This is a genomic window from Streptomyces sp. NPDC050287, assembly GCF_044459385.1.
Classification (GTDB): Bacteria; Actinomycetota; Actinomycetes; order Streptomycetales; family Streptomycetaceae; genus Streptomyces.
In genome coordinates this window covers 271,536-292,503 of sequence record NZ_JBITIY010000004.1, presented here as the reverse complement: position 1 = coordinate 292,503, position 20,968 = coordinate 271,536, and the positions used below count along the sequence as shown (strand labels likewise).

The window sequence follows — 20,968 nt, the reverse complement described above, 5'->3', positions numbered from 1 at the left end:
CTTGACCCCTGTGGGCTCGGAGATGTCTTTCCGGCGGTGGTCGCCGCACGGTCGTTGTCCGCGCGCGGCGTGTGGCGCGTCGGCCGGCCGTGCGACCGGGCCGGCGCCCGCTGGCTGTGCTGGACTTATTTCAGTTCAGTACCGGGTCGATCGAAGTGCTGATGGACCGGGCAGCGGCATGAGTGTTCGCGCCGGGAGGGGCGACGAGAAACGCTGCTGGACTCGGTGTAGGCGACGAGAAACCGGTGCTGGGCCCGGTGTATCCGGGGCGACTCCTGGGCGCCTCGCTCGGTCGCCTCAGCCGGCGGCGCTCTCACCATGGGGGACGCCGTCGATCCGCACAAGTGTCTTACCGGTGTTGTCGCCTCGCAGCAGTCCCGCCAGCGCCACCGGCGCCTGTGTCAGTCCCTCGACGATCGTTTCGCGGCAGCTCAGGCGGCCTTCACGGACCCACGCACCCACCTGCCGGCTCATCTCGGGCAGCAAGTGAGTGTGGCCGCTGCCGCGGAAGCCGCGAATCGTCAGGCCTTTCGTGACCGCCAGCATGAGGTTTCCGGGGCCGTGCGGCGGCTCCTGTGCCGCGTACTGCGAGATCATGCCGCAGATCGCGACGCGGCCCGACGTGCGCAGTGCTCCGAGAGCGGCTTCGAGGTGGTCGCCGCCGACGTTGTCGAAGTACACGTCTATGCCGTCCGGAGCGGCCTCGCGCAGGAGGTCGGGGAGGGCGCCGCACTTGTAGTTGAAGGCGGCGTCCAGGCCGAGCTCCTCCCGGAGGTGGCGCACCTTCTCGTCGGAACCGGCGCTGCCGATGACGCGGTGCCCGCGGATCTTGGCCATCTGCGCGGCGAGGCTGCCGACGGCGCCGGCCGCGGCGGAGACCCATACGACGTCGCCGTCGCGCAGGCCCGCGGCATGGAAGAGGCCGGCGTAGGCGGTGAGCCCCGTTCCGCCGAGCACGCCGAGGTAGGCCTGCGCAGGTGCGACGCCTACGTCGAGCTTCGTGAGTGTGCCGACGCCGCCGAGTGCCTCTTTCTCCGCCTCGACGACCGCGTAGTCGCGCCAGCCGGAGGCATGCCACACCGTGTCGCCGGGGGCGAATCCGTCGGCGCGGGACTCGACGATCTCCCCGACGGTCATGATGCCGTCCATGGGCTCTTCGAGGGGGAAAGCGGGAAAGTATCCCGGTGGTGCCGTCTTGCTGAGCCGCAGACGGAGAGCCGCGTCGACGGAGGTCCACGTGTTCCGGACCAGTACCTCGCCCGGTCGCGGCGGCCGCACCGGGACTTCGACGACGCGGAAGTCCGACGCGCGGACGTCGCCGCGTGGGTATCTGATCGGCCATACCTCACGGCCCTGCATCGCCGCTCCTCCCGGATGCGTGATCCGACCCGGCCCGGGTGCGCATCCGGTCCATGAACTGACTACGTATCCGTCTCGCGCGTCGCCCGCATGCCGACGTCAGCCGTCGCGACGCCGCCCAGGGCCTGACGACCGGTACTGTCTCAGCCACGGTTTCCCCGCCCGGAGGTGGCGCGGACCGTCGCGGTGTCGGCCGCGGTGAGCCCGAACACCAGGGCCGACGCGATTCCGCCCGCGTAGGCCCTGTACCACAGGCCTCCGGTGTCCGAGCCGGCAGCGAGGAGCCCTTGCACGGGCTCGCCGTCCTCTCCCAGTACCCGTGCCCGGTCGTCGATGCGGATCCCGTGGAAGGGGAAGGTGATGGCCGGCACCGTCTCGATGACGTAGTAGGGCGGTTGGTCGAGCGGCAGGCGGTCGAGCCGGCGGCCCGGCACCGGATCCGCACCCGCCGCCGTCCGGGCGTTGAACCGCTCGACGGCGGCGCGGACGGCAGGCCCGTCGTATCCCCACTCCTCGGGCAGGTAGGCGAGTTCGTCGAGGTCCTCGGCGAAGCCGATCCGCCCGCCGCGTCTGCCGGCCAGCGCGAACTTGTCGACGGCGACCGCCCCTTCCACGTAGGAGCCCACCACCCAGTCGCGGAACACACGCGCGTCTGCGATGAGAAGCCCGCGGTTCTCGGGCTGTTCCATCAGCGCCATCGTCGTCAGGTGATCACCCAGTGTCTCGTCGGTGAACCGCTCGCCCAGCAGGTTGAACAGCAGAGCGTGCTCGCTGTAGTACAGCGACAGGTCGACGAAGTCCGACGGGTCGGCGAACGGGACGCCGCTCGGGATCAGATGTCCGTAGAAGCCGGCGCCGGGCAGCCCGGTCGATGCTCCGGCGGCGGTCGCCAGGCGGTGGCCGGCCCCGCGGCTATGAGGGTTGGAGCGCAGTTCCATGCGGTCGGCGCTGGGGTGGACGAGCTTGTTGCGGAGGTCCATGTCCCCTTGGAACCCTCCGGTGGCCAGGAGTGTCGACGTGGCGCGCACCTGTCGTCGCGTGCCGTCGCTCGTGCGCAGTTCCGCTCCGGTCACGGCCCCGTCCTCCAGGAGGAGCCGCTCGGTATCGGTGGTCAGCAGCAGTTCGCCACCCGCCTCCACGATGATGCGGCGGCAGGTGTCGACGTAGTGATGGGTGTCGAACTGGTGCCCCTGGCCGAAGCTGAGGACGGGCTGAGCGCCCTTGACCTCCACACCGGTGCTCCGAATCCAGGTGATGCCGTTCTCGAAGCGGTCCACGAGGGCGCGCTTGAGTGAGGGATCTCCCCCCGGATTGTGCCGCTCCATCACTTCATGGCTCGGGGCGGTCCAGGCGTAACCCGCGTAGCGCGCGGATCCCCCGACGTCACCGCCGATCTCGACGACCACGACGGACAACCCGTCGCGCACGGCTCTCGCTCCCGCGGTGAGCCCGGCCATTCCCGCCCCGATCACGAGCAGGTCGACCGTGTGGTGGTCCGACACGCGCACTCAGCCCCTCTCTCGGCCTTCGTGGTGCCCCGTAGACCCAGCACTGTCTTCGTGGTCCGCCGCGTCGCCGAGCGGCTCGGGCGGCACCCCTGAGCGGACGGCGGCCCGGCGCGGCGGGTGGGGCCGGCGCCGGCCGCCCGAAGCGCTACTGGCCGGCTGACGCGTGGGCCCGACCGACATGGCCGATGGTCTGGCCGCCGTCGACGAGGAACTCGCCGCCGGTGGTGTACGAGGCGTCGTCGCCGGCGAGGAAGAGCACCATGCGCGTGACCTCCTCGGGCTCCCCGATGCGCGGTACCGGCTGGTCGGCGAAGAGTTCCGGTTTGGCCCGGTCGCCCATGGGGGTGCGGATGACGCCCGGATGCACGGAGTTGACGCGCACCCCGGTGCCGGCCATGTCCAGCGCTGCGGCCTTGGTCATTCCCCGGATTCCCCACTTGCTCGCCACGTAGCCGATGCCGTCGGCGAAACCCATGAGGCCGGCGGCCGAGGAGATGTTGACGACCGCCCCGTGGCCGCGCCGGCGCATGCCGGGCAGCACGGTGTGCATGCCGAGGAAGGTGCCCACCACGTTGACGTCGAGGATCCGGCGGAAGTGCTCGGGCGACTGCTCTTCCACACCGCCGAAGTGAACGATCCCCGCGTTGTTGACCAGGACGTCCACGGGACCGAAGGTGTCCTCGACGGTGCGCACGACGGACTGCCACGCGTCTTCGTCGGTGACGTCGAGGTGGTGGTACCGCGCGTCGGGGAGGTCCTCGGCCAGGGCTTCTCCCTCGTCGTCCAGCAGATCGCAGACGGCGACCCGGGCGCCTTCCGCGGCCAGCCCGCGTACATGTGAGGCGCCCATGCCCCGGGCTCCACCGGTGACGATCGCCACTTTTCCGTCGAAGCGCATCCTGAGCTTCCCTTCCGTCCGTGCGTGTACGTCTGAACCTGGTCAGTCGGGAACGAGTACGGCCCGACCGTGCACCCGGCCCCGGCGAAGCCGGTCGATCGCCTCAGGGGCGGCGGACAGCGGGTACCGCTCGGTCTCCACGTGGATCGCCCCCGAGCGTGCCAGCGCGACGACCTCGGCGAGTTCGGGGCGCGTTCCCCAGAAGGGCAGCGAGAGCCTGAAGCCCGGCGGGAGAACCCCTGGCTTGGAGACCGTCAGATGGCCGCCTCCGCTGCCGACGACGGCGAGTTCACCACCCGGCCGCAGGACTTTGGCCGCGAGTTCCAGCGTCTGCGTGGTGCCGACGAAGTCGAGCACGGCGTCCACTCCCGCGCCACCGCCGCGTGCCCTCAGAACCTGGGCGGTGTCGGCCCGCACCAGGGTGCCGAAGTCGGCGCCGGAGCGGTCCGCGAGAGCCAGGGCGTCCTCCCGGACGTCGACCGCCAGCACGCGGCTGCGGGTGGTCGCGCGAAGGATCTGCACGGCCAGGTGGCCGAGCCCTCCGACGCCGATGACGGCGGTGGTGGTGCCTTTGCCGAGCGCGTGCCGGAGCCCGGCCACGGCGTGGTACGACGTCAGGCCCGCGTCCGAGAGCGGAGCCGCCTGATCGGCGGCCAGGTCGTCGATCGGCACGAGATGGCGGGCGGACGGGACGAGTACGTACTCTGCCATTCCGCCGTCCCGGCCCAGTCCCGCCCCGTGCCAGGCGAGGGTGTCGCGCCGGTCGCAGTAGTTGTCCCGGCCCGTGGCGCACCGGTCGCAGGCGCCGCAGCCCCACGGTCCGTAGAGCACCACGCGGTCACCGACCCGCACCCCGTCGGTGTGGGGCCCCAGGGTCTCGATCCGCCCGCAGACCTCGTGGCCGAGGGTGAACGGGAGCCGATAGGGGAGAGCCCCCGGAACGGCACCGATGACATGAAGGTCGGAATGGCACAACCCGGTGGCTTCGACCCGAACCAGTACTTCGGCGCCCTGGGGGGCCGGACGCTCGACCTCGGCCAGTGCCGGGGGTTCGCCCCACGCGGTCAGTCGCAGTGCCCTCATCTTCACCGTCCAAGGTCTTGTCAGCCCTGCGGTCGCCACGGTAACAGAGGTGAAGTCAGTTCAATACAGCCAGGAGCGGTGAAGGGGAGACTGTCTTGACAGGCACAGGCGCAGGCGGGCCGACGAACAGGTTCGCGGGCAAGGTGGCGATGGTGACGGGCGCCGGCTCCGGCATGGGGGCGGCGGTCGCCCGCAAGCTCGCGGCGGAAGGAGCGCGGGCCGTCGTCCTGGTGGACGTGAACGGCGACGGTGCGGAGGCGGTCGCGAAGGAACTGCCCGGCGCCAGGGCGGCCGCACTCGACGTGGCGGACGCGGGGGCGGTCGACGCGGCTGTCCAGGATGTACTGCGCAGCCACGGGCGGCTCGACGTCCTGGTGCACGCGGCCGGGGTCGACGACCCCGAGGCCAAGCAGCGCATCGCGGACGCGCTGATCGAGGGGCGGCCGGTCGAGGTGACCGGTTCCCTCGACGACGCCTCCTGGGGGCGCGTCATGCGAGTGAACCTGGACGGCACGTTCCATGTGCTGCGTGCCGCGGTGCGGGCCATGCGTCCCGTCGGAGCCGGGTCGATCGTGGTGATCGGCTCGTCGTCCGCCTTCGATACCCCCGTCGGCTATCCCCACTACGCCGCCTCCAAGGCCGGTGTGCACGCACTGAGTCAGGCGGTGGCCAAGGAGGTCGTCGCGTCCGGGATCCGCGTGAACGTGCTGGCTCCAGGGCCGACGGAGACGGGGATGGCGGCGCGCACTCCCGAGGTGCTGCGGACCGGTTTCGCCGACCCGCGGGTGCGCCCGTACGCGACCTCCGAGGAGATCGCCGACATAGCGCTCTTCCTGGCGAGCGACGCCGCGGCGAACCTGGTCGGCGCGGTGCTGCTCGCCAACGGCGGCCGGTTCACCGCCTGAGCGACATCAACTCGTGCAGAGGTCTTGCCGGGCCGGAGTCCTGTGCCTACCGTCAGTGAATTGAGTTCAGTTTCGTGAGGAGCGCGCACCATGCACCGTCGTCACCCCGAGATCGACCCCCACCTGCTGTCCGAAACCGACGAACAGCGGCAACTGCGCGCCGTCCTGCGGGACTTCTACACCGAGACAAGCGGTCCCGAGGACGTCCGCAAACATCTGGCCACCCCGCGCGGATACGACGAACCGCTCTGGGCGCGGCTCGCGGGCGAGATCGGGGTCCATGGACTGGCCATTCCCGAGGAGTACGGCGGGTCGGGCTTCACCTTCGCCGAACTGGCCGTTGCCCTGGAGGAATCGGGGCGCGCCCTGTCCTGCGGACCGCTGCTGCCCACGGTGGCCCTCGCGGCCCACGCCCTGCTGTACAGCGGCGACCGTACGGCATGCGAGCGCTACCTGCCGCGGATCGCCGACGGCACGCTCACCGCGACCGTCGCCGGATTCGACGCCGAGGGCCCTGACGAGTCGGACGAGCCCGGAGAGCCTGGCGTCATGGCCGAGCAGGGCGGTTCGGGCTGGGTACTGCGCGGTCGGGTGGACTTCGTCCTCGACGGGGCCGGCGCGGATCTGATTCTCGTACGGGCCCGAACTCCCGCCGGACCGAGGCTGTTCGCCTGTGAGCCCACACCGGACACCAGCCGGCGGACTGGGCGCCGGGTTCTGGACGAGACGCGGCGCCAGGCGCTGGTTGAATTCCTCGGGGCGCCGGTCACCACCGTGGGAACGGCTGAGCGCACCGAAGAGACCGTCGCGGCGACCCTCGACACCGGGCGGGCAGCCCTCGCGGCGGAACAGGTCGGCGGCAGCGGACACGCGCTCGACGCCACGGTCGAATTCGCCGCACAGCGCCATCAGTTCGGGCGACCCATCGGTTCCTTCCAGGCAGTCAAGCACCGGCTGGCCGACGTGCTCGTCGCGCTGGAGGCGGCACGCTCCGCGTCCGCGTACGCGACCGCCTGCGCCGCCGTCGCCTCGCCGCAGCTGCCGGTGGCCGCCTGTGCCGCCGCCGTGGTCTGCTCGGAGACCTTCCGTCTGGCGACGGCCGAGTACGTCCAACTGCACGGCGGCATCGGCTTCACCTGGGAGCATCCGGCCCATCTGTACGTGCGTCGCGCGCGCAGCGGCGAGCCCTTCTTCGGCACGACGGACCGGCACCGGACCCGACTCGCCGAACTCATCGGTCTCCCCAGCGGCGTTCGTCTCACCACAGGATCCGCCGCCTGACCGGACAAGGGGAACAGGCAACGAGAACAGGCCACGAGAACAGACAACGGGAGCCGCATCCGCATGACGCCGACGCCACGCACCCCGCCCGCCCTCGCCACACCCTTCACCCTCGGCGGTCTCACCCTGCGCAACCGCCTCGTAGCCACCGCCCACGCCACCGCCGCCGTCAGCGACGGCGTCCCCACCGAGACCGACGTGGCCTACTGGCGGCGGCTGGCTGAAGGAGGCGTCGGCATGGTGATCACTGGAGGCACCGCCGTGGCACCCGAGTCGACGCTGCCACGCCGCTATCTGACCGAAGCGTGGCGCCCCGAGATCAAGGACGCGGTACGCCGCCGGGCGGAGGCCATCACGGACGAGGGCGCCGTGGCCGTCGCGCAACTCGTCCACCTCGGCCGGGAGACCCTGGGTGCCGGCACCTACTACGCGCCGGTCTCCGCCGCGGCCGTCCGCTCCCCCCGCGAGGCGACCGCGCCCCATCCGCTGAGCACCGAACAAGTACGGGGCGTCGTCGACGCGTTCCGCATCTCCGCGGCGAACAGCGTGGAGGCCGGTTTTCACGGCGTGGAACTGCACGCCGGCCACGGCTACCTGCTCGCCCAGTTCCTCTCCCGGGCCAACAACACCCGCGACGACGAGTACGGCGACCGTATCGCCCTGCTCACCCAGGTGATCGACGCCATCCGCACCGAGATCGGTGAACTCCCCATCGGCTTACGGGTGTCGGTGGAGCCCGGCGAGAACTCCGGACTCGGACTGGACGATCTGACCGAGCTGTTGCCGCGGCTTTCCGCCGCCTCGCCCTTCGACTACGTCAACGTCACCACCGGCGTCCGCAACACCTACGTCCCGGGCATGGCCACCACTCGCCCGCCGTTGCTGGCGTCGGTGGCCCGGCTCCGCTCGGCAGTCGCACTGCCTCTCCTGGTCAGCCAGGGCTTTCGGACGGTGGCCGACATCGAGCGGGCGCTGAACTCGGGGGCCGACCTGGTCGGGATGGCCCGGCCGTTCATGGCCGACCCCGACTTCGCCCGCAAGGTGATCGCGGGCGACGAGCGATCCGTACGCCCGTGCACGGGCTGCAACGAAGGCTGTCGGACCTTCGAGCCCACCGGGTCATGCTCGGTGAACCCCGAGCTCGGTCCGCCGGGAACCGCCATCCGCCCTGCCGTCGCGCTGCCGCTCACCCGGCCGGCCGTCGCGCTGCCGCTCACCCGGCCGGGGGGCCGCAGCGGTCCTGTCGCCGTCCTGGGAGCGGGCCCCGCCGGCATGGAGTGCGCACTGACGCTTGCCCGCTCCGGCGCCGAGGTGACCGTGTTCGACACGGCTCGACAGCCCGGCGGTCAGGCGTCCCTGGCCTCCCTCGCCCCCCACCGTTCCGGTTGGCGGAAGTTCGTCGACTACCAGCGCGAGCAACTCGCCGACTTCGGCGTGCGCCTGCTGCTGGGCACCTCGCCGGAACCGGACGACCTGGAGGCGTACCCCCACATCGTGTTGGCCACCGGCGCGGAGGAAGAGTCCCTCTCCGTGCCCGGCGAGCTTCGGACCCTCACGAGTTCCGCGTTCCTGCACCGGTACGCGGACGTCGTACCGGACGCGCCCGTCGTCGCCGTCCTCGACGACGGCTTCGGCTGGTGGCAGGGCATCAGCGCCGTGGAGAGCGCGCTGGCGGCCGGCGCCGGGGAGGTCACCTTCATCACCCCCGGCACCGGTTTCGCCACCGGCCTGTCACCGGAGAACCGCACCCAACTGCTGAACCGGCTCACCGGCGCGCCCCTGCGCGTCCTCGCGATGAGCACGGTGACCTCGACGACCACCGACGGAGTGCGCCTGCGCCACGTCCTGGACGGCCAGGAGTCCAGCCTCGCCGCCGACGTCCTGGTCACCGTCGGCGAACGCCACCCGTGCCGCCCCGACTTCACCCCTTCCGGCCACCAGACGGTCCACGCGATCGGCGACTGCGTCGTGCCGCGCCGCATCGCACACGCCGTCGCGGAGGGACGCGCGGCAGCCGAGACCTTGACCGCACGGACCACCAGGTTGCAGTGACGACCCCTGGACGGGCGGCGATCAGCATTCCTCGGCAGCGTCTCCGCGTCCGAGTTTCCGCGTTTCCGCATTTCCGAGTTCCCGCATTTCCGCGTTTCCGAGGTTCCGCGTTTCCGCAGAGAGGCAGCCCCCGCATGGCACACCACTACGACCGCATCCTCATCGGAGGCCGGCTCACCGCCCCCTCCACCGATCGCGTCGCGCAGGTCGTCTCACCCAGCACCGAGGAGGTCATCGGCCACGTTCCCCTGGCCTCCACGGCGGACGTCGACGACGCCGTGGCCGCGGCCCGCCGGGCGTTCGACGCCGGTCCCTGGCCGAGGTGGAGCGTTCAACAGCGCGCCGCGGCCCTGCGCGACCTCGCCGACCGCCTCGACACGCGTGCGGCCGAACTCGCCCGACTGGCCATGGCCGAGACCGGCTGCCCGCGCGGCTTCGCCGAGGGATACTTCGCGGTCGCCCCCTCCAACTACCTGCGCTTCTATGCCACGTTGGCCGAGGGACACGTCTTCGAGGAGGAGCGGGTCGACGGACCGGCCCGCACTCTGGTCGTCCGCGAACCCGTCGGCGTCGTCGTGGCCATCCCCGCCTGGAACGGGCCGCTCCCGCTGACCGCCCAGAAGATCGCCGCCGCCCTCATGGCCGGCTGCACGGTCATCGTCAAGGCACCGGTGCAGGACCCGCTCGCCTGCCACGTGTTCGCCGAGGTCGTCGCCGAATCGGCCGTTCCCGAAGGCGTCATCGGCCTGTTCGCCGCCGAGGCCGCGGAGAGCGAGTACGTGGTCGCCCACCCGGGTGTGGACAAGGTCAGCTTCACGGGAAGCACCGCGGTCGGCGCCCGCATCGCCGAGGCCTGCGGCCGCGACATCCGCCGGGTGACCTTGGAACTGGGCGGGAAATCGGCGGCGATCGTGCTGGAGGACGCCGACATCGACACCGTCGTCCCGGCACTCGTCGGCTGCGGCGCCGCCTTCATGCAGGGCGAGATCTGCACCGCCCAGACCCGCATCCTGCTGCCGCGCTCCCGCTACACCGAGTTCACCGAGGCCCTGGCACGTCACATGAGCGCCCTGCCCATCGGCGACCCGGCCGACCCCGCGACCGTGATCGGACCGATGATCACCGAGGCCCACCGCGCACGCGTCGAGGAGTACATCGCCCTCGGCAGGAAGGAAGGCGCCACCGTGGCCTGCGGCGGAGGCCGCCCCGCGGGCCTGAGCACCGGCTGGTACCTCGAACCCACCCTCTTCACCGACGTCACCAACGACATGCGGATCGCGCAGGAGGAGATCTTCGGCCCCGTCGTCGTCGCCATCCCGCACGACGGTCCCGACCACGCCGTCGAACTCGCCAACGACTCGCCGTACGGGCTCTCCGGAACCGTCTGGACCCAGGACGAGGAAACCGCCCTGCGGATCGCCCGCCGCGTGCGCACCGGAACCTTCAGCATCAACGCCTACACGCTCGACATCAACGCCCCCTTCGGCGGCAGCAAGAAGTCGGGCTTCGGCCGCGAGAACGGCCCCGAAGGCCTCGACGACTTCCTCGAACCCAAGTCGATCGCCTTGTCCGGCGCGCCCCTGGGCTGAGGAACGACGCACACGCCGACCTGCCGACTCGTCGGCTCCCACGTCCCGAACCCTTCGTCTCGAAGAAGAGAGAAGCGAGGTAACCATGGCACGTCGCACAGTGGTCTGCGGCGGAGGTTCCGCCGGTGGTGTCCTGGCCGCCCGGCTCAGCGAGGACCCCACGAACCACGTCACGCTGGTCGAGGCGGGTCACGACTACCGCACCCAGGAGGAGACCGCCCCCGAGGTACTCGACGCCGACCAGTTCGGATTCACCACCCACGACTGGGGCTACGAGTCGGCCGACCACGTCGTCGATGCCGACAGCATCCCGATGTTCGGGATCGTCCAGCAGGGCATCGTGCCCGTCCTGCGCGGCAAGGTCATCGGCGGCTCGTCGTCCGTCAACGGCGCCAACGCGCTGCGGCCCACCCCCGAGGACTTCGCCCGCTGGACCGGACTGGGCAACGACCGCTGGTCCTGGGACCAGGTCCTGCCGTACTTCAAGAAGCTGGAGGACGACCCGGTGGGCGGGGAACTGCACGGCACCGGCGGCCCCGTACACATCGAGCGCTTCACTGAAGGCAACGGACTGCGCCCGGTCATGTCCGCGTTCCTGGAGGCCTGTGCCCAGGCAGGCCACCCCATCCACCAGGACATCAACGGCGCCCGCCGGCGCGGCGCGGGCCCGATCCCCTTCAACCGCAAGAACGGCATCCGGCAGAGCTCCGCCATCGCCTACCTCGGCCCGGCCCGCCACCGCGAGAACCTGACCGTACTGGGCGGACGGACCGTCGACCGCGTGGAGTTCACCGCGGACGGGACGGCCCGTGCGGTGATCCTCGCCGACGGCACCGCTCTCGAAGCCGACCTGGTCGTTCTCTCCGCCGGAGCCATCGGCAGCCCCGCCATCCTGATGCGCTCGGGCATCGGCCCGCGGCGGTTGCTCCAAGAGCTGTCCATCCTCGAGGTCCGGCCCCTCGAAGGCGTGGGCAGGAACCTCCGTGACCACCCCATGGTGTACCTCACCTACGCCGTGGACGAGGAGGCGGTCGGTGAGCTCAAGCCGCCGTTGCAGACCGCCCTGGCGTTCTCCTCGGCGGGAGCGGGCGGCGACGGTGAAGTCGATCTGCACGCGCTGCCGTTCACCATGGAGCCCGGGGTGATGCTCGTGCCCCTCGCTGTGGTCCGTCCGTACTCGTTGGGCAGGGTGGAGATCACCTCACGCGCTCCCGAGGCCGACCCGAGCATCCGGCTGGGGCTGCTCGACCACCCCGACGACGTACGGCGCATGGTGGCCGGCATCCGGCAGATCCGGCAGATCATGGGTTCCGGCCCGCTGGAGAAGTACGTACGGGCCGAAACGTGGCCCGGTCCTGAGGCCACCACGGACGCCGACCTCACCCGCGCTGTCCTCCAGGGCAAGAACACCTACTGCCACGCGGTGGGCACCTGCGCGATGGGCGGGGAGGGCACCCCGGCCGCGGTGGTGGACCAGGCCGGCAAGGTGCACGGGGTCGACGCGTTGTACGTCGTCGACGCCTCCACCATGCCGGACATCCCGGCCGTGCCGACCAACACGACGGTGATGATGATGGCCGAACGCTGGGCGGACCAACTGGGACACGGCGCCTGACGGTTGGCGGCCCGGCCCGGCCCGGCATCGCACCGCACGTCGCAACGGCACCGTATGAGTGAGCCGGCCGCCGCCCATCCGGCGGCCGGCTCACCGGCATGGCAGGCGGCGTGGTCCGCTGTCGTACGTGGAGAAGCCGCGGCCCCTCTCACGGCCGGCGGACCCGTCCGGCGGGCGCAGCCGAGCTCCGTACCGCTGTCGATGTCCCCCACGCGCGCCGTCCCGGACCCGACCGACCGGACATCGCGGAGAGCAGATACGGCACCAGCAGCGCCTCGGCCACGAAGTCCGGCCGGCGGCGGTCGGCTCCGAGGCAATTGAATCAGGTTCGGTTTGCTTGATCGCAGGGGTTGACATGGTCCCTCGATGCTTCCAGACTCGTAGTGAATTCAGTTCAGTTCGGACTCCGAAGGGGTTGGAAGATGGCAGTGGAAGACGAGATCCAGTTCGAGCGTGACGGCCACGTCGCCCGTGTGTGGCTCAACCGCCCGTGGAAGAGGAACTGTGTCACCGTGCCGATCCTGGACCGGCTCGACGAGATCATCACGGAGGTCGACGAGGACCCCGAGCTGCGGGTCCTGGTGGTGCGCGGCCGTGGCGGCACCTTCTGCTCGGGCTTCGACCTCGACAGCCTGAAGGCGGATTACGTCGGCAAGTCGAACGCGATCGACGTCGCGGTGAAGTCCGCGAAGGTGTGCGACCGCCTCTACTCGATGAAGACCCCGTCGGTGGCCGTCCTGGAGGGCTACGTCACCGCCGGCGGCTTCGAAATCATGATCTCCTGCGACTTCGCCATCTCCGCGGACGACGCCAAGATCGGTGACTTCCACATCCGCCGAGCGCTGTTCGGCGGGGCCGGCCCGATCTACCGGGTGCCGCGCATGATCGGCATCCGCAAGACCAAGGAGCTGATGCTCACCGGCAAGCTCCTCTCCGGCATCGAGGCCGCCGAATTCGGACTGATCAACAAGTCCGCCCCGGCCGACAAGCTGGACGCGACAGTCGACGACTTCATCGGGGACCTCGTCGACAAGAGCCCCTTCACGATGTGGCTCACGAAGATGACGATCGACCGCAGCCTGGACGCCGACACCCAGTCGCTGATGGTGATGGAGCACCTCGCCGTGGGTGTGGCGCTCAACTCCGAGGACGCGAACGAAGGCGTGTCGGCGTTCCTGGAGAAGCGTGAACCCAAGTGGACGGGGCGCTGATCCGGATGGCCACGGATCCGCGGAGTCCGGCCGTCGCCGTCGGGCTCCAGGGCTCACGCTGCTCCGGCTGCGCGGTGGCGGCCTACCCCGCGGAGGACACGTGCCCGCGCTGCGGGGGACCGGCCGTTCCGGCGGTCCTGCAGGGCACGGGCACGCTGTGGACCTGGACGGTGCAGCGGTACGCCCCTAAGTCGCCGCCCTATCAGGCCCCGCCCGGCGGCTTCGAGCCGTTCGCGCTCGGCTACGTCGAACTGGCGGAGGGCGTGCGGGTGGCCGCGGTACTCGACGTCGACATCCGCGACGGCCTCGACGGCGTCCGTATCGGGATGCCCCTCACCGTGACCGCGGGCTCCGGTGTCCCGCGGGCGAGGCCCACGACCCCCGGTGAGGAGGGCTCATGAGTACCGACGTCCTGATCTGCGGCGCAGGGCGCACCCCGTTCGGCCGGTCGGAGGCGAGCGGCCGGCAACTGGCCGTAGGAGCGGTGAACGCCGCGCTGGCGGACGCCGGGATCGAGTGGTCGCGGGTGCGGGCCGCCTTCGGCGGCAGCGACAGCGCCGGCCTCGCCGACACGCTGGTGGCCCAACTCGGTCTGACCGGACTGCCGTTCGTCAACGTCAAGAACGGCTGCGCCACCGGCGGCAGCGCGCTGGTCTCCGCCGTGAACGCGATCCGCTCCGGCATGGCGGACGTCGTCCTCGCCGTCGGCTTCGACAAACACCCGCGCGGCGCCTTCGACCCGCGGCCCGAGGACTGGGGGCTGGGAGCGGAGTACGGCAGCGACGGGCTGATGGTCACGACCCAGTTCTTCGGCATGAAGATCCAGCGCTACATGCACGACCACGGCATCACACCGCGGACCCTCGCCCTGGTCGCCGAGAAGGCGTACCGCAACGGTGGCCTGACCCCTGAGGCGTGGCGCCGCAAACCGGTGGACGCGGACGAGATCCTCGACTCGGGCATGGTCAGCGATCCGCTGACCCGCTACATGTTCTGTTCCCCGGGAGCGGGCGCCGCCGCGTTGGTGCTGTGCTCACCCGAGGCCGCACGCACCCTTGAGGGCACACCGGTCACCTTGCGCTCGGCGGCCGTACGCACCCGGCGCTTCGGCTCGTTCGAGGTGTTCAGTCCCTGGATCCCCGGCGGCCCGCTCACCAGCGTCAGCCGTGACGCCTCGGCCGCCGCCTTCGAGGAGGCCGGGATCGGCCCGGGTGAGGTCGACGTCTGCCAGTTGCAGGACACCGAGAGCGGCGCCGAGGTCATGCACATGGCCGAGTGCGGGTTCTGCGAGGACGGCGAGCAGGAGCGGCTGGTCGCCTCAGGCGCCACCGGGATCGGCGGGAGCCTGCCGGTCAACACCGACGGCGGCTGCATCGCCAACGGCGAACCCATCGGCGCCTCGGGACTGCGCCAGGTCTACGAGATCGTCCAGCAACTGCGCGGACGGGCCGGTGAGCGGCAGGTCCCCGGCGAACCCAGGGTCGGCTTCACGCACGTGTACGGCGCCCCGGGCGTGAGCGCCTGCACCGTGCTGTCCCGCTGAACGGAGGTGGAGGAAGAGATGAGCGCCATCCCGGAACCCGAGGAGTTCCGCGCCCAGGCCCGGCAATGGCTCACCACGGTCGCCCGGCCGCGCGCCGCCGACGGGGAGTGGGGCAGCGGCTCCGACTCCGTCGCCGTCTTCGAGAACTGGACCGAGGAACAGGAGCGCGAGCACACCGTCCGCATCCGGGAGTGGGAACGGACCCGCTACGACCATGGGTGGGGCGCGCTCAACTGGCAGGAGCAGTACGGGGGACGCGGCCTGCCCGCGTACTACGAGCAGCTCTACCGCACCGAAGAGGCAGCCTTCGACGTGCCGCATCGCACCGAGGTCTTCCCGGTGACACAGCAGCTCGTCGCCCCCGCGATCGGCATCTGGGGCGCCGAGGAACAGAAGGAACGCTGGCTGCGGCCCATGCTGCGCACCGACGAACTGGCCTGCCAGCTGTTCTCGGAGACCGAGGCCGGATCCGACCTCGCCGCGGTGCGCACCCGGGCGGTGCGCGACGGTGACAGCTGGGTGCTTCAGGGGCACAAGGTGTGGACCTCCGGGGCCCGAGTGGCGACCTGGGGCGTCGCGGTGTGCCGTACCGATCCGGACGTGCGCAAGCACGCCGGCATCACCGTCTTCCTGGTACGCATGGACGCGCCGGGTGTGACCGTACGGCCCATCCGGCAGATGACGGGCGGCACCAGCTTCAACGAGGTCTACCTCGACGGCGTGCGGGTGCCCGACACCGATCGGCTCGGACCGGTCGGCGAGGGCTGGCGGGTCACCCTCAGCGTGCTGGCCGCCGAACGGCTCGACTCCGGCAACCTCGGCCTGGACAACGCCGACCGCGCGCTGGACCTCGCCGGGAACCTGCCCCGCCCGCTCACCGGCAGCGAACAGCAGCGGGCCGCCGACCTTTACCTGCGCACCCTCGTCCAGCGGCTCATCGGACTGCGGGTGACCGCCGCCCTCGTCGCCGGACGCGAGCCCGGCGCGGAAGCCTCGGTCGGCAAGCTCTACGCCACCGAGACCATGCGGCGCACCAGCGATCTGGTCGCCGAGCTGCTGGGGCCGCGCCTCGTCGCGGACACCGAGCAGTGGGGCACGTATGCCTGGACGGAGCACCTGCTGGGCGCCCCCGGCTACAGCATCGCGGGCGGCACCGACGAGATCCAGCACAACATCCTCGCCGAACGCGTGCTCGGCCTGCCGAAGGAGCCCGTCCGATGAGCATGGCCGCCACTGCGGTGTCGGAGCTGACCGACCGGGTCCGTGAGCGGCTCGCCCGCCGTCATCCGGGCGCTGTCATAGGGGAGTTGGCGGTACTGCCGGGCGGCCACTCGGGGCTCACGTACTCCGTCACCGCGGGGGACGCCCGGTACGTCGTCAAGGCGGTGCCTCCGGGGCAGCGGCCCGTCGGACGCAACGACGTGCTGCGCCAGGCCCGGGTGCTGGGCGCGCTGGCCGGATCCGCGGTGCCGGTGCCGGGCGTCGCCGCCGTCGACGAGAGGCAACCGGCCTGGTTCGCCATGGAGTTCGCGGTCGGGGAGGCCATCGAACCGGTACTCGACGAACCCGAGGTGCCGGCCGCGACAGCTCGCGCCCGGATGCTGGAGATCGCCGCCGTACTGCGCCGGCTGCACGCCACCGACACCCGTACGCCCGGCCTCGATCCGCCCGAACCCCTCGACGCGGCAGGTGAGTTGGAGCGATGGAGCCGCACCCTGCACGCTGTTCCCGGCGAGCTACGGCCCGGTGGGGAGGAGTTGCTCGCACGCCTCGCCCATGACGTGCCCGTCGGTCTGCCGCCGGTGCTGCTGCACGGCGACTTCCGGCTGGGCAACGTGCTGTGCGTCGACGAGCGTGCGGTGGCCGTCGTCGACTGGGAGATCTGGAGCGTCGGCGACCCGCGCATCGACCTCGGCTGGTTCCTGCTCTTCGCCGACCACCGCAACTTCCCCCGGCTGGGGCGTGCCGTACCCGGCCTGCCCAGCGAGGCCGAACTGCTGGACGCCTACCTCGACGGCCGGCCCGCGCTGCCCGCGATGGACTGGTTCCGAGCACTCGGCCGCATGAAGATGGCCGCGATCATGGGCCACAACCTGCGCCGGCACCGCGAGGGCAAGCACCACGACCCGGACCAGGAGCGACTGCCGCCCACCATCGCCGCGATGATCCGCACGGCGCGCGACATCCTCGGCTGATCCGGACCGACCACACGAACCGCGGAACCCCGGACAGGAGCAATCGTGGATTTCGGATTCTCGCCACGGGCGAGTGAACTCCAGGACCGCATGCGGTCGTTCATGCAGCAGCACGTCTTCCCCGCGGAGGCCGTCTACGACCGGCAACTGGCCGAGGCGGACGATCCGCACGCGCTGCCGCCGGTGATGCGCGAGCTGAAGGAGAAGGCGCGCGCCGAGGGCCTGTGGAACCTCTTCATGGCCCACGGCGACTGGGGCGCGGGGCTCACCAACCTCGAATACGCACCCCTCATGGAGCTGGCGGGCCGCTCGATCATCGGCCCCGAGGTGTTCAACTGCTCGGCGCCCGACACCGGCAACATGGAACTGCTCGCGCTGTACGGCACGCCCGAGCAGCAGGAACGCTGGCTGCGGCCCCTGCTGGACGCGGAGATCCGCTCCTGCTTCGCCATGACCGAGCCGGAGGTCGCCAGCTCCGACGCGCGCAACATCCGTACCCGGATCACCCGCGACGGCGACAGCTATGTGGTCAACGGCCGCAAGTGGTACACCTCCGGGATCCTCGATCCCGACTGCGAGCTGATCATCCTGATGGGCAAGACCGATCCGGACGCGCCCACCTACCGGCAGCAGAGCATGCTGCTCATCCCCCGGGACACCCCGGGTGTCACCGTCCTGCGCGACCTGCCGATGTTCGGCTACACGGACCGGCTCGGGCACGGCGACGTGCTCTTCGAGGACGTCCGCGTGCCCGTGGAGAACATCCTCAGGGGCGAGGGAGAGGGCTTCGCGCTCGCCCAGGGACGGCTCGGTCCGGGACGGATGCACTACGCGATGCGCGCCGTGGGCTTCGCCGAGCGCGCCCTGCAGCTGATGTGCGAGCGCGTCACCGAACGCACCGCCTTCGGCGGACCGCTCGCCGATCAGGGCGTGGTGCGCGAGTGGATCGCCCGCAGCCGCATCGAGATCGAGCAACTGCGCCTCCTCGTCCTCAAGTCCGCCTGGCTGATGGACACCGTCGGCAACGCCGCCGCGCGGATGGAGGTCGCCGCGATCAAGGTCGCGGCACTGGAGGTCGCCCACAAGGTGGTCGACCGCGCGGTGCAGGCGCACGGCGCGGCGGGGGTCAGCGACGACACCGTACTGGCCCGGCTGTACGCCATCACGAGGGCGCTGCGCATCGCCGACGGCCCCGACGAAGTACATCTGCGGACGGTGGCCCGCCAGGAACTCGCCAAGTACCGGAAGACGGCCGGGCAGGAGAAGGCCGAGGACCACAACGCCGCGCACGAGAAGGCCGAGCAGGAGACGGCCGACGTGCAGAAGACCGACATGAAGGCAGGGGCAGCGTGAGTGCCAGCACTCTCGACGGCAAGGTCGCCGTCATCACCGGCGGATCCCGCGGCATCGGGCTCGGAATCGCCACCGCCTACCGAGCGGCCGGCGCGCACGTGGTGATCGCGGCCCGCAAGGCGGCCGGACTCGCCGAGGCGCGCGAGGAGTTGCTGCGCGTCAAGGGCGACGGCGACCTGCACACGGTGGTGGCCAACGCGGGCGAACCCGAGCAGGCCGAGGCCTGCGTCGACGAGACCATGGCCCGCTTCGGGAGGGTCGACATCCTCGTCAACAACGCGGCGACCAACCCGTACCACGGCGATCTGCTCGACCTGGACCTGCCGCGGGCGGAGAAGACCGTACGCGTCAACCAGTACGGCATGATCGCCTGGACCCGGTACGCCTGGCGGGCCTGGATGGCCGAGCACGGGGGAGCGGTGGTCAACATCGCCTCCGTCGGCGGGCTGATCGTCGACCCGCACATCGGCTACTACAACGCCACCAAGGCCGCCATGCTGCACATGACCCGGCAGCTCGCCTACGAACTCGGGCCGCGGGCACGGGTGAACGCCATCGCCCCCGGTCTGATCAAGACCGAACTGGCGCGGGCGGTGTGGGAGGTGCGCGAGCCCATTCTCACCGCCAAGCTGCCGCTGCGGCGCCTCGGCACGGTGGAGGACGTGGCGAACGCGGCACTCTTCCTGGCCTCGGACGCGTCCTCCTGGATGACCGGCCAGACCCTGGTGCTCGACGGCGGAGCGACCGCCCTGCCGATCGGAGTGGACGAGTGAGCGCGCCGCGATCCGCCGCCGAGCTGTTCTCGCTCCAGGGCAGGACGGCCGTCGTCACGGGCGCGTCCGCCGGGCTCGGCGCACGCTTCGCCGCCGTCCTCGCCGAGGCCGGCGCCACCGTGTTCGCCGCGGCCCGCCGCATCGACCGGCTGAAGGAACTCGCCGACTCCGACTCCCGCATCCACCCCGTGGCCTGCGACGTCTCCCTCGCCGCCGACCGAGTGCGGCTCGCCGAGACCGCGCTGACCGCCACCGGCCGTCTCGACATCCTGGTCAACAACGCGGCCACCTCCGGCGAGACCCGCGCCGAGGACGAATCACCGGACGCCTTCACAGGCGTCCTCGGGGTCAACCTCACCGCGCCCTACCACCTGGCCCGCCTCACCGCCGAGGCACCCGGTGACAGGGGAGGCAGGAGCATCGTCAACGTCTCCTCCATCCTCGGCCTGGTGACCGCCGCCCCCCTCGGCGGTGCGAGCTACTCGGCGTCCAAGGCCGGACTGATCGGCCTGACCCGGGAGCTGGCCGGACAGTGGGGTGGCAGCGGGATACGCGTCAACGCACTCGCTCCCGGCTGGTTCCGCACCGAGATGACCGCCGGCCTCTTCGGCGACGCCCGCTCCAGTCGCTGGGTCGAGCGCAACACCCTGCTGGGACGCGGCGGCGACGGCCACGAACTCGACGGCGCCCTGCTGTTCCTCGCCTCGAACGCCTCCTCCTACTGCACCGGACAGGTGCTCACCGTCGACGGCGGATGGACGGCGCGATGACGGCCGGGGCGATGAGGTCCGACCCGACGAGGGTCGCCGTCGAGATCGACGACGGCGGCCTGGCCCGCGTCACCCTGCGCCGGGGCGAGGCGGGCAACGCCATCGACCTGGACATGGCGCGCGGACTGCTGGACGCGGCGCGGACCTGCGCACGTGAAGCCGTACGAGCCGTGCTGCTGACCGGCGAGGGGAAGTCCTTCTGCGTCGGCGGCGACCTCAGGGAGTTCTCCCGGCTGTCCGGCGAGGCGCTGGAGAAGCACCTGACCGCGGTGACCGACGCGCTGCACGACGCCCTGCGGACGTTCGCCGCGGGCGACGCGCCCGTGGTGGCCGCCGTGCAGGGTGCCGTGGCGGGCGCGGGCATCGGCCTGGCCGCGGCCGCCGATGTGACCCTCGCCGCCGCCGACGCCTCGTTCACCGCCGCCTACACCGGCATCGGTTACTCACCGGACGCCGGAGTCAGCTGGTTCCTGCCCCGTCTCGTCGGCCCCAAGCGGGCCCTGGACCTGCTGCTGACCAACCGCCGCATACCCGCGGCGGAGGCCGAGGCGATCGGACTGGTGAGCCGGGTCGTGGCCCCCGGCCGACTCGCCGCCGAGGCGGCCCGCACGGCCGATGCCCTGAGCGGTGGACCCACCGCCGCCTTCGGGGTCACCCGCCGGCTCGTCGCCGCCGGACTGGCCTCGGACCTCGGCCCGCACCTGGACCGCGAGGCCCGTGCGCTCGCCGCCGCGGCCGCCTCCGACACGGGGCGCGAGGGCGTCGCCGCCTTCCTCGGCAAGCGGGCGCCCGACTTCCAGCACCTCTCACCCAGGACCTGATCCCCTACCCAA

The 20,968-nt window shown here is 71.3% G+C and carries 18 protein-coding genes; 14 read left to right on the top strand and 4 right to left on the bottom strand.

Annotated features, from left to right (window positions below):
• Nucleotides 1-297 precede the first annotated feature (297 nt).
• The 4 genes from ACIBK3_RS16265 to ACIBK3_RS16250 all read right to left on the bottom strand — a co-directional run bounded on the left by ACIBK3_RS16265 (nt 298) and on the right by ACIBK3_RS16250 (nt 4,848).
• On the bottom strand, nt 298-1,359 hold the full coding sequence (locus ACIBK3_RS16265; protein ID WP_399366029.1) for an NADP-dependent oxidoreductase: 1,062 nt from the start codon (nt 1,357-1,359) through the stop codon (nt 298-300).
• A gap of 143 nt (nt 1,360-1,502) precedes the next feature.
• Entirely contained in the window at nt 1,503-2,861 is a 1,359-nt protein-coding gene (locus tag ACIBK3_RS16260; protein WP_399366027.1) for an FAD-binding protein, read from the bottom strand.
• A gap of 151 nt (nt 2,862-3,012) precedes the next feature.
• Nucleotides 3,013-3,765 (bottom strand): SDR family oxidoreductase, encoded by a 753-nt coding sequence (locus ACIBK3_RS16255; RefSeq protein ID WP_399366025.1) that lies wholly within the window; start codon nt 3,763-3,765, stop codon nt 3,013-3,015.
• 42 nt (nt 3,766-3,807) lie between these two features.
• A complete protein-coding gene (locus ACIBK3_RS16250) occupies nt 3,808-4,848 on the bottom strand; it encodes an NAD(P)-dependent alcohol dehydrogenase (protein WP_399366023.1) in 1,041 nt (346 codons plus the stop codon).
• A 95-nt stretch (nt 4,849-4,943) separates the two neighbouring features.
• On the opposite strand from ACIBK3_RS16250, the gene ACIBK3_RS16245 reads away from it, so the two are divergent.
• The 14 genes from ACIBK3_RS16245 (at nt 4,944) to ACIBK3_RS16180 (ending at nt 20,956) form a co-directional block, all read left to right on the top strand.
• Nucleotides 4,944-5,753, top strand: a complete 810-nt coding sequence (locus tag ACIBK3_RS16245; RefSeq protein WP_399366021.1) for an SDR family NAD(P)-dependent oxidoreductase — start codon at nt 4,944-4,946, stop codon at nt 5,751-5,753.
• A 90-nt stretch (nt 5,754-5,843) separates the two neighbouring features.
• A complete protein-coding gene (locus ACIBK3_RS16240; protein ID WP_399366019.1) occupies nt 5,844-7,034 on the top strand; it encodes an acyl-CoA dehydrogenase family protein in 1,191 nt (396 codons plus the stop codon).
• A gap of 63 nt (nt 7,035-7,097) precedes the next feature.
• The gene (locus tag ACIBK3_RS16235) at nt 7,098-9,086 is read left to right on the top strand and encodes an FAD-dependent oxidoreductase (protein ID WP_399366017.1); all 1,989 of its coding nucleotides are present in this window, start codon (nt 7,098-7,100) and stop codon (nt 9,084-9,086) included.
• 134 nt (nt 9,087-9,220) lie between these two features.
• A complete protein-coding gene (locus tag ACIBK3_RS16230) occupies nt 9,221-10,675 on the top strand; it encodes an aldehyde dehydrogenase (protein ID WP_399366016.1) in 1,455 nt (484 codons plus the stop codon).
• An 85-nt stretch (nt 10,676-10,760) separates the two neighbouring features.
• A complete protein-coding gene (locus ACIBK3_RS16225) occupies nt 10,761-12,290 on the top strand; it encodes a GMC family oxidoreductase (RefSeq protein ID WP_399366014.1) in 1,530 nt (509 codons plus the stop codon).
• Nucleotides 12,291-12,712: 422 nt separating this feature from the next.
• Nucleotides 12,713-13,501, top strand: coding sequence for an enoyl-CoA hydratase/isomerase family protein (locus ACIBK3_RS16220; protein ID WP_399366012.1), 789 nt, complete (start codon nt 12,713-12,715; stop codon nt 13,499-13,501).
• Between the two features lie 5 nt (nt 13,502-13,506).
• Entirely contained in the window at nt 13,507-13,902 is a 396-nt protein-coding gene (locus tag ACIBK3_RS16215; protein ID WP_399366010.1) for a Zn-ribbon domain-containing OB-fold protein, read from the top strand.
• Nucleotides 13,899-15,044 (top strand): thiolase family protein, encoded by a 1,146-nt coding sequence (locus tag ACIBK3_RS16210; RefSeq protein ID WP_399366008.1) that lies wholly within the window; start codon nt 13,899-13,901, stop codon nt 15,042-15,044. The genes ACIBK3_RS16215 and ACIBK3_RS16210 overlap by 4 nt, the downstream gene beginning before the upstream one ends.
• Nucleotides 15,045-15,062: 18 nt before the next feature.
• Complete coding sequence (locus ACIBK3_RS16205) at nt 15,063-16,265, top strand: acyl-CoA dehydrogenase family protein (protein ID WP_399366006.1); 1,203 nt, start codon at nt 15,063-15,065, stop codon at nt 16,263-16,265.
• Nucleotides 16,262-17,239: a phosphotransferase family protein gene (locus ACIBK3_RS16200; RefSeq protein ID WP_399366004.1), complete on the top strand. Its 978-nt coding sequence runs from the start codon at nt 16,262-16,264 to the stop codon at nt 17,237-17,239. Before ACIBK3_RS16205 ends, ACIBK3_RS16200 begins: the two co-directional genes overlap by 4 nt.
• Before the next feature lie 45 nt (nt 17,240-17,284).
• Nucleotides 17,285-18,592 (top strand): acyl-CoA dehydrogenase family protein, encoded by a 1,308-nt coding sequence (locus ACIBK3_RS16195; protein WP_399366002.1) that lies wholly within the window; start codon nt 17,285-17,287, stop codon nt 18,590-18,592.
• Entirely contained in the window at nt 18,589-19,365 is a 777-nt protein-coding gene (locus ACIBK3_RS16190) for an SDR family oxidoreductase (RefSeq protein WP_399366000.1), read from the top strand. Before ACIBK3_RS16195 ends, ACIBK3_RS16190 begins: the two co-directional genes overlap by 4 nt.
• On the top strand, nt 19,362-20,135 hold the full coding sequence (locus ACIBK3_RS16185) for an SDR family NAD(P)-dependent oxidoreductase (RefSeq protein ID WP_399365998.1): 774 nt from the start codon (nt 19,362-19,364) through the stop codon (nt 20,133-20,135). Before ACIBK3_RS16190 ends, ACIBK3_RS16185 begins: the two co-directional genes overlap by 4 nt.
• Complete coding sequence (locus ACIBK3_RS16180; protein ID WP_399365996.1) at nt 20,132-20,956, top strand: enoyl-CoA hydratase/isomerase family protein; 825 nt, start codon at nt 20,132-20,134, stop codon at nt 20,954-20,956. Before ACIBK3_RS16185 ends, ACIBK3_RS16180 begins: the two co-directional genes overlap by 4 nt.
• Nucleotides 20,957-20,968 lie beyond the last annotated feature (12 nt).

Bases quoted from the DNA above. Each gene is read 5' to 3' on its own strand.
- ACIBK3_RS16215 (WP_399366010.1), top strand. From the start codon at position 13,507: ATGGCCACGGATCCGCGGAGTCCGGCCGTCGCCGTCGGGCTCCAGGGC.
- ACIBK3_RS16250 (WP_399366023.1), bottom strand. From the start codon at position 4,848: ATGAGGGCACTGCGACTGACCGCGTGGGGCGAACCCCCGGCACTGGCC.
- ACIBK3_RS16220 (WP_399366012.1), top strand. From the start codon at position 12,713: ATGGCAGTGGAAGACGAGATCCAGTTCGAGCGTGACGGCCACGTCGCC.
- ACIBK3_RS16235 (WP_399366017.1), top strand. From the start codon at position 7,098: ATGACGCCGACGCCACGCACCCCGCCCGCCCTCGCCACACCCTTCACC.
- ACIBK3_RS16265 (WP_399366029.1), bottom strand. From the start codon at position 1,359: ATGCAGGGCCGTGAGGTATGGCCGATCAGATACCCACGCGGCGACGTC.
- ACIBK3_RS16225 (WP_399366014.1), top strand. From the start codon at position 10,761: ATGGCACGTCGCACAGTGGTCTGCGGCGGAGGTTCCGCCGGTGGTGTC.
- ACIBK3_RS16205 (WP_399366006.1), top strand. From the start codon at position 15,063: ATGAGCGCCATCCCGGAACCCGAGGAGTTCCGCGCCCAGGCCCGGCAA.
- ACIBK3_RS16240 (WP_399366019.1), top strand. From the start codon at position 5,844: ATGCACCGTCGTCACCCCGAGATCGACCCCCACCTGCTGTCCGAAACC.
- ACIBK3_RS16180 (WP_399365996.1), top strand. From the start codon at position 20,132: ATGACGGCCGGGGCGATGAGGTCCGACCCGACGAGGGTCGCCGTCGAG.
- ACIBK3_RS16255 (WP_399366025.1), bottom strand. From the start codon at position 3,765: ATGCGCTTCGACGGAAAAGTGGCGATCGTCACCGGTGGAGCCCGGGGC.
- ACIBK3_RS16230 (WP_399366016.1), top strand. From the start codon at position 9,221: ATGGCACACCACTACGACCGCATCCTCATCGGAGGCCGGCTCACCGCC.
- ACIBK3_RS16210 (WP_399366008.1), top strand. From the start codon at position 13,899: ATGAGTACCGACGTCCTGATCTGCGGCGCAGGGCGCACCCCGTTCGGC.
- ACIBK3_RS16200 (WP_399366004.1), top strand. From the start codon at position 16,262: ATGAGCATGGCCGCCACTGCGGTGTCGGAGCTGACCGACCGGGTCCGT.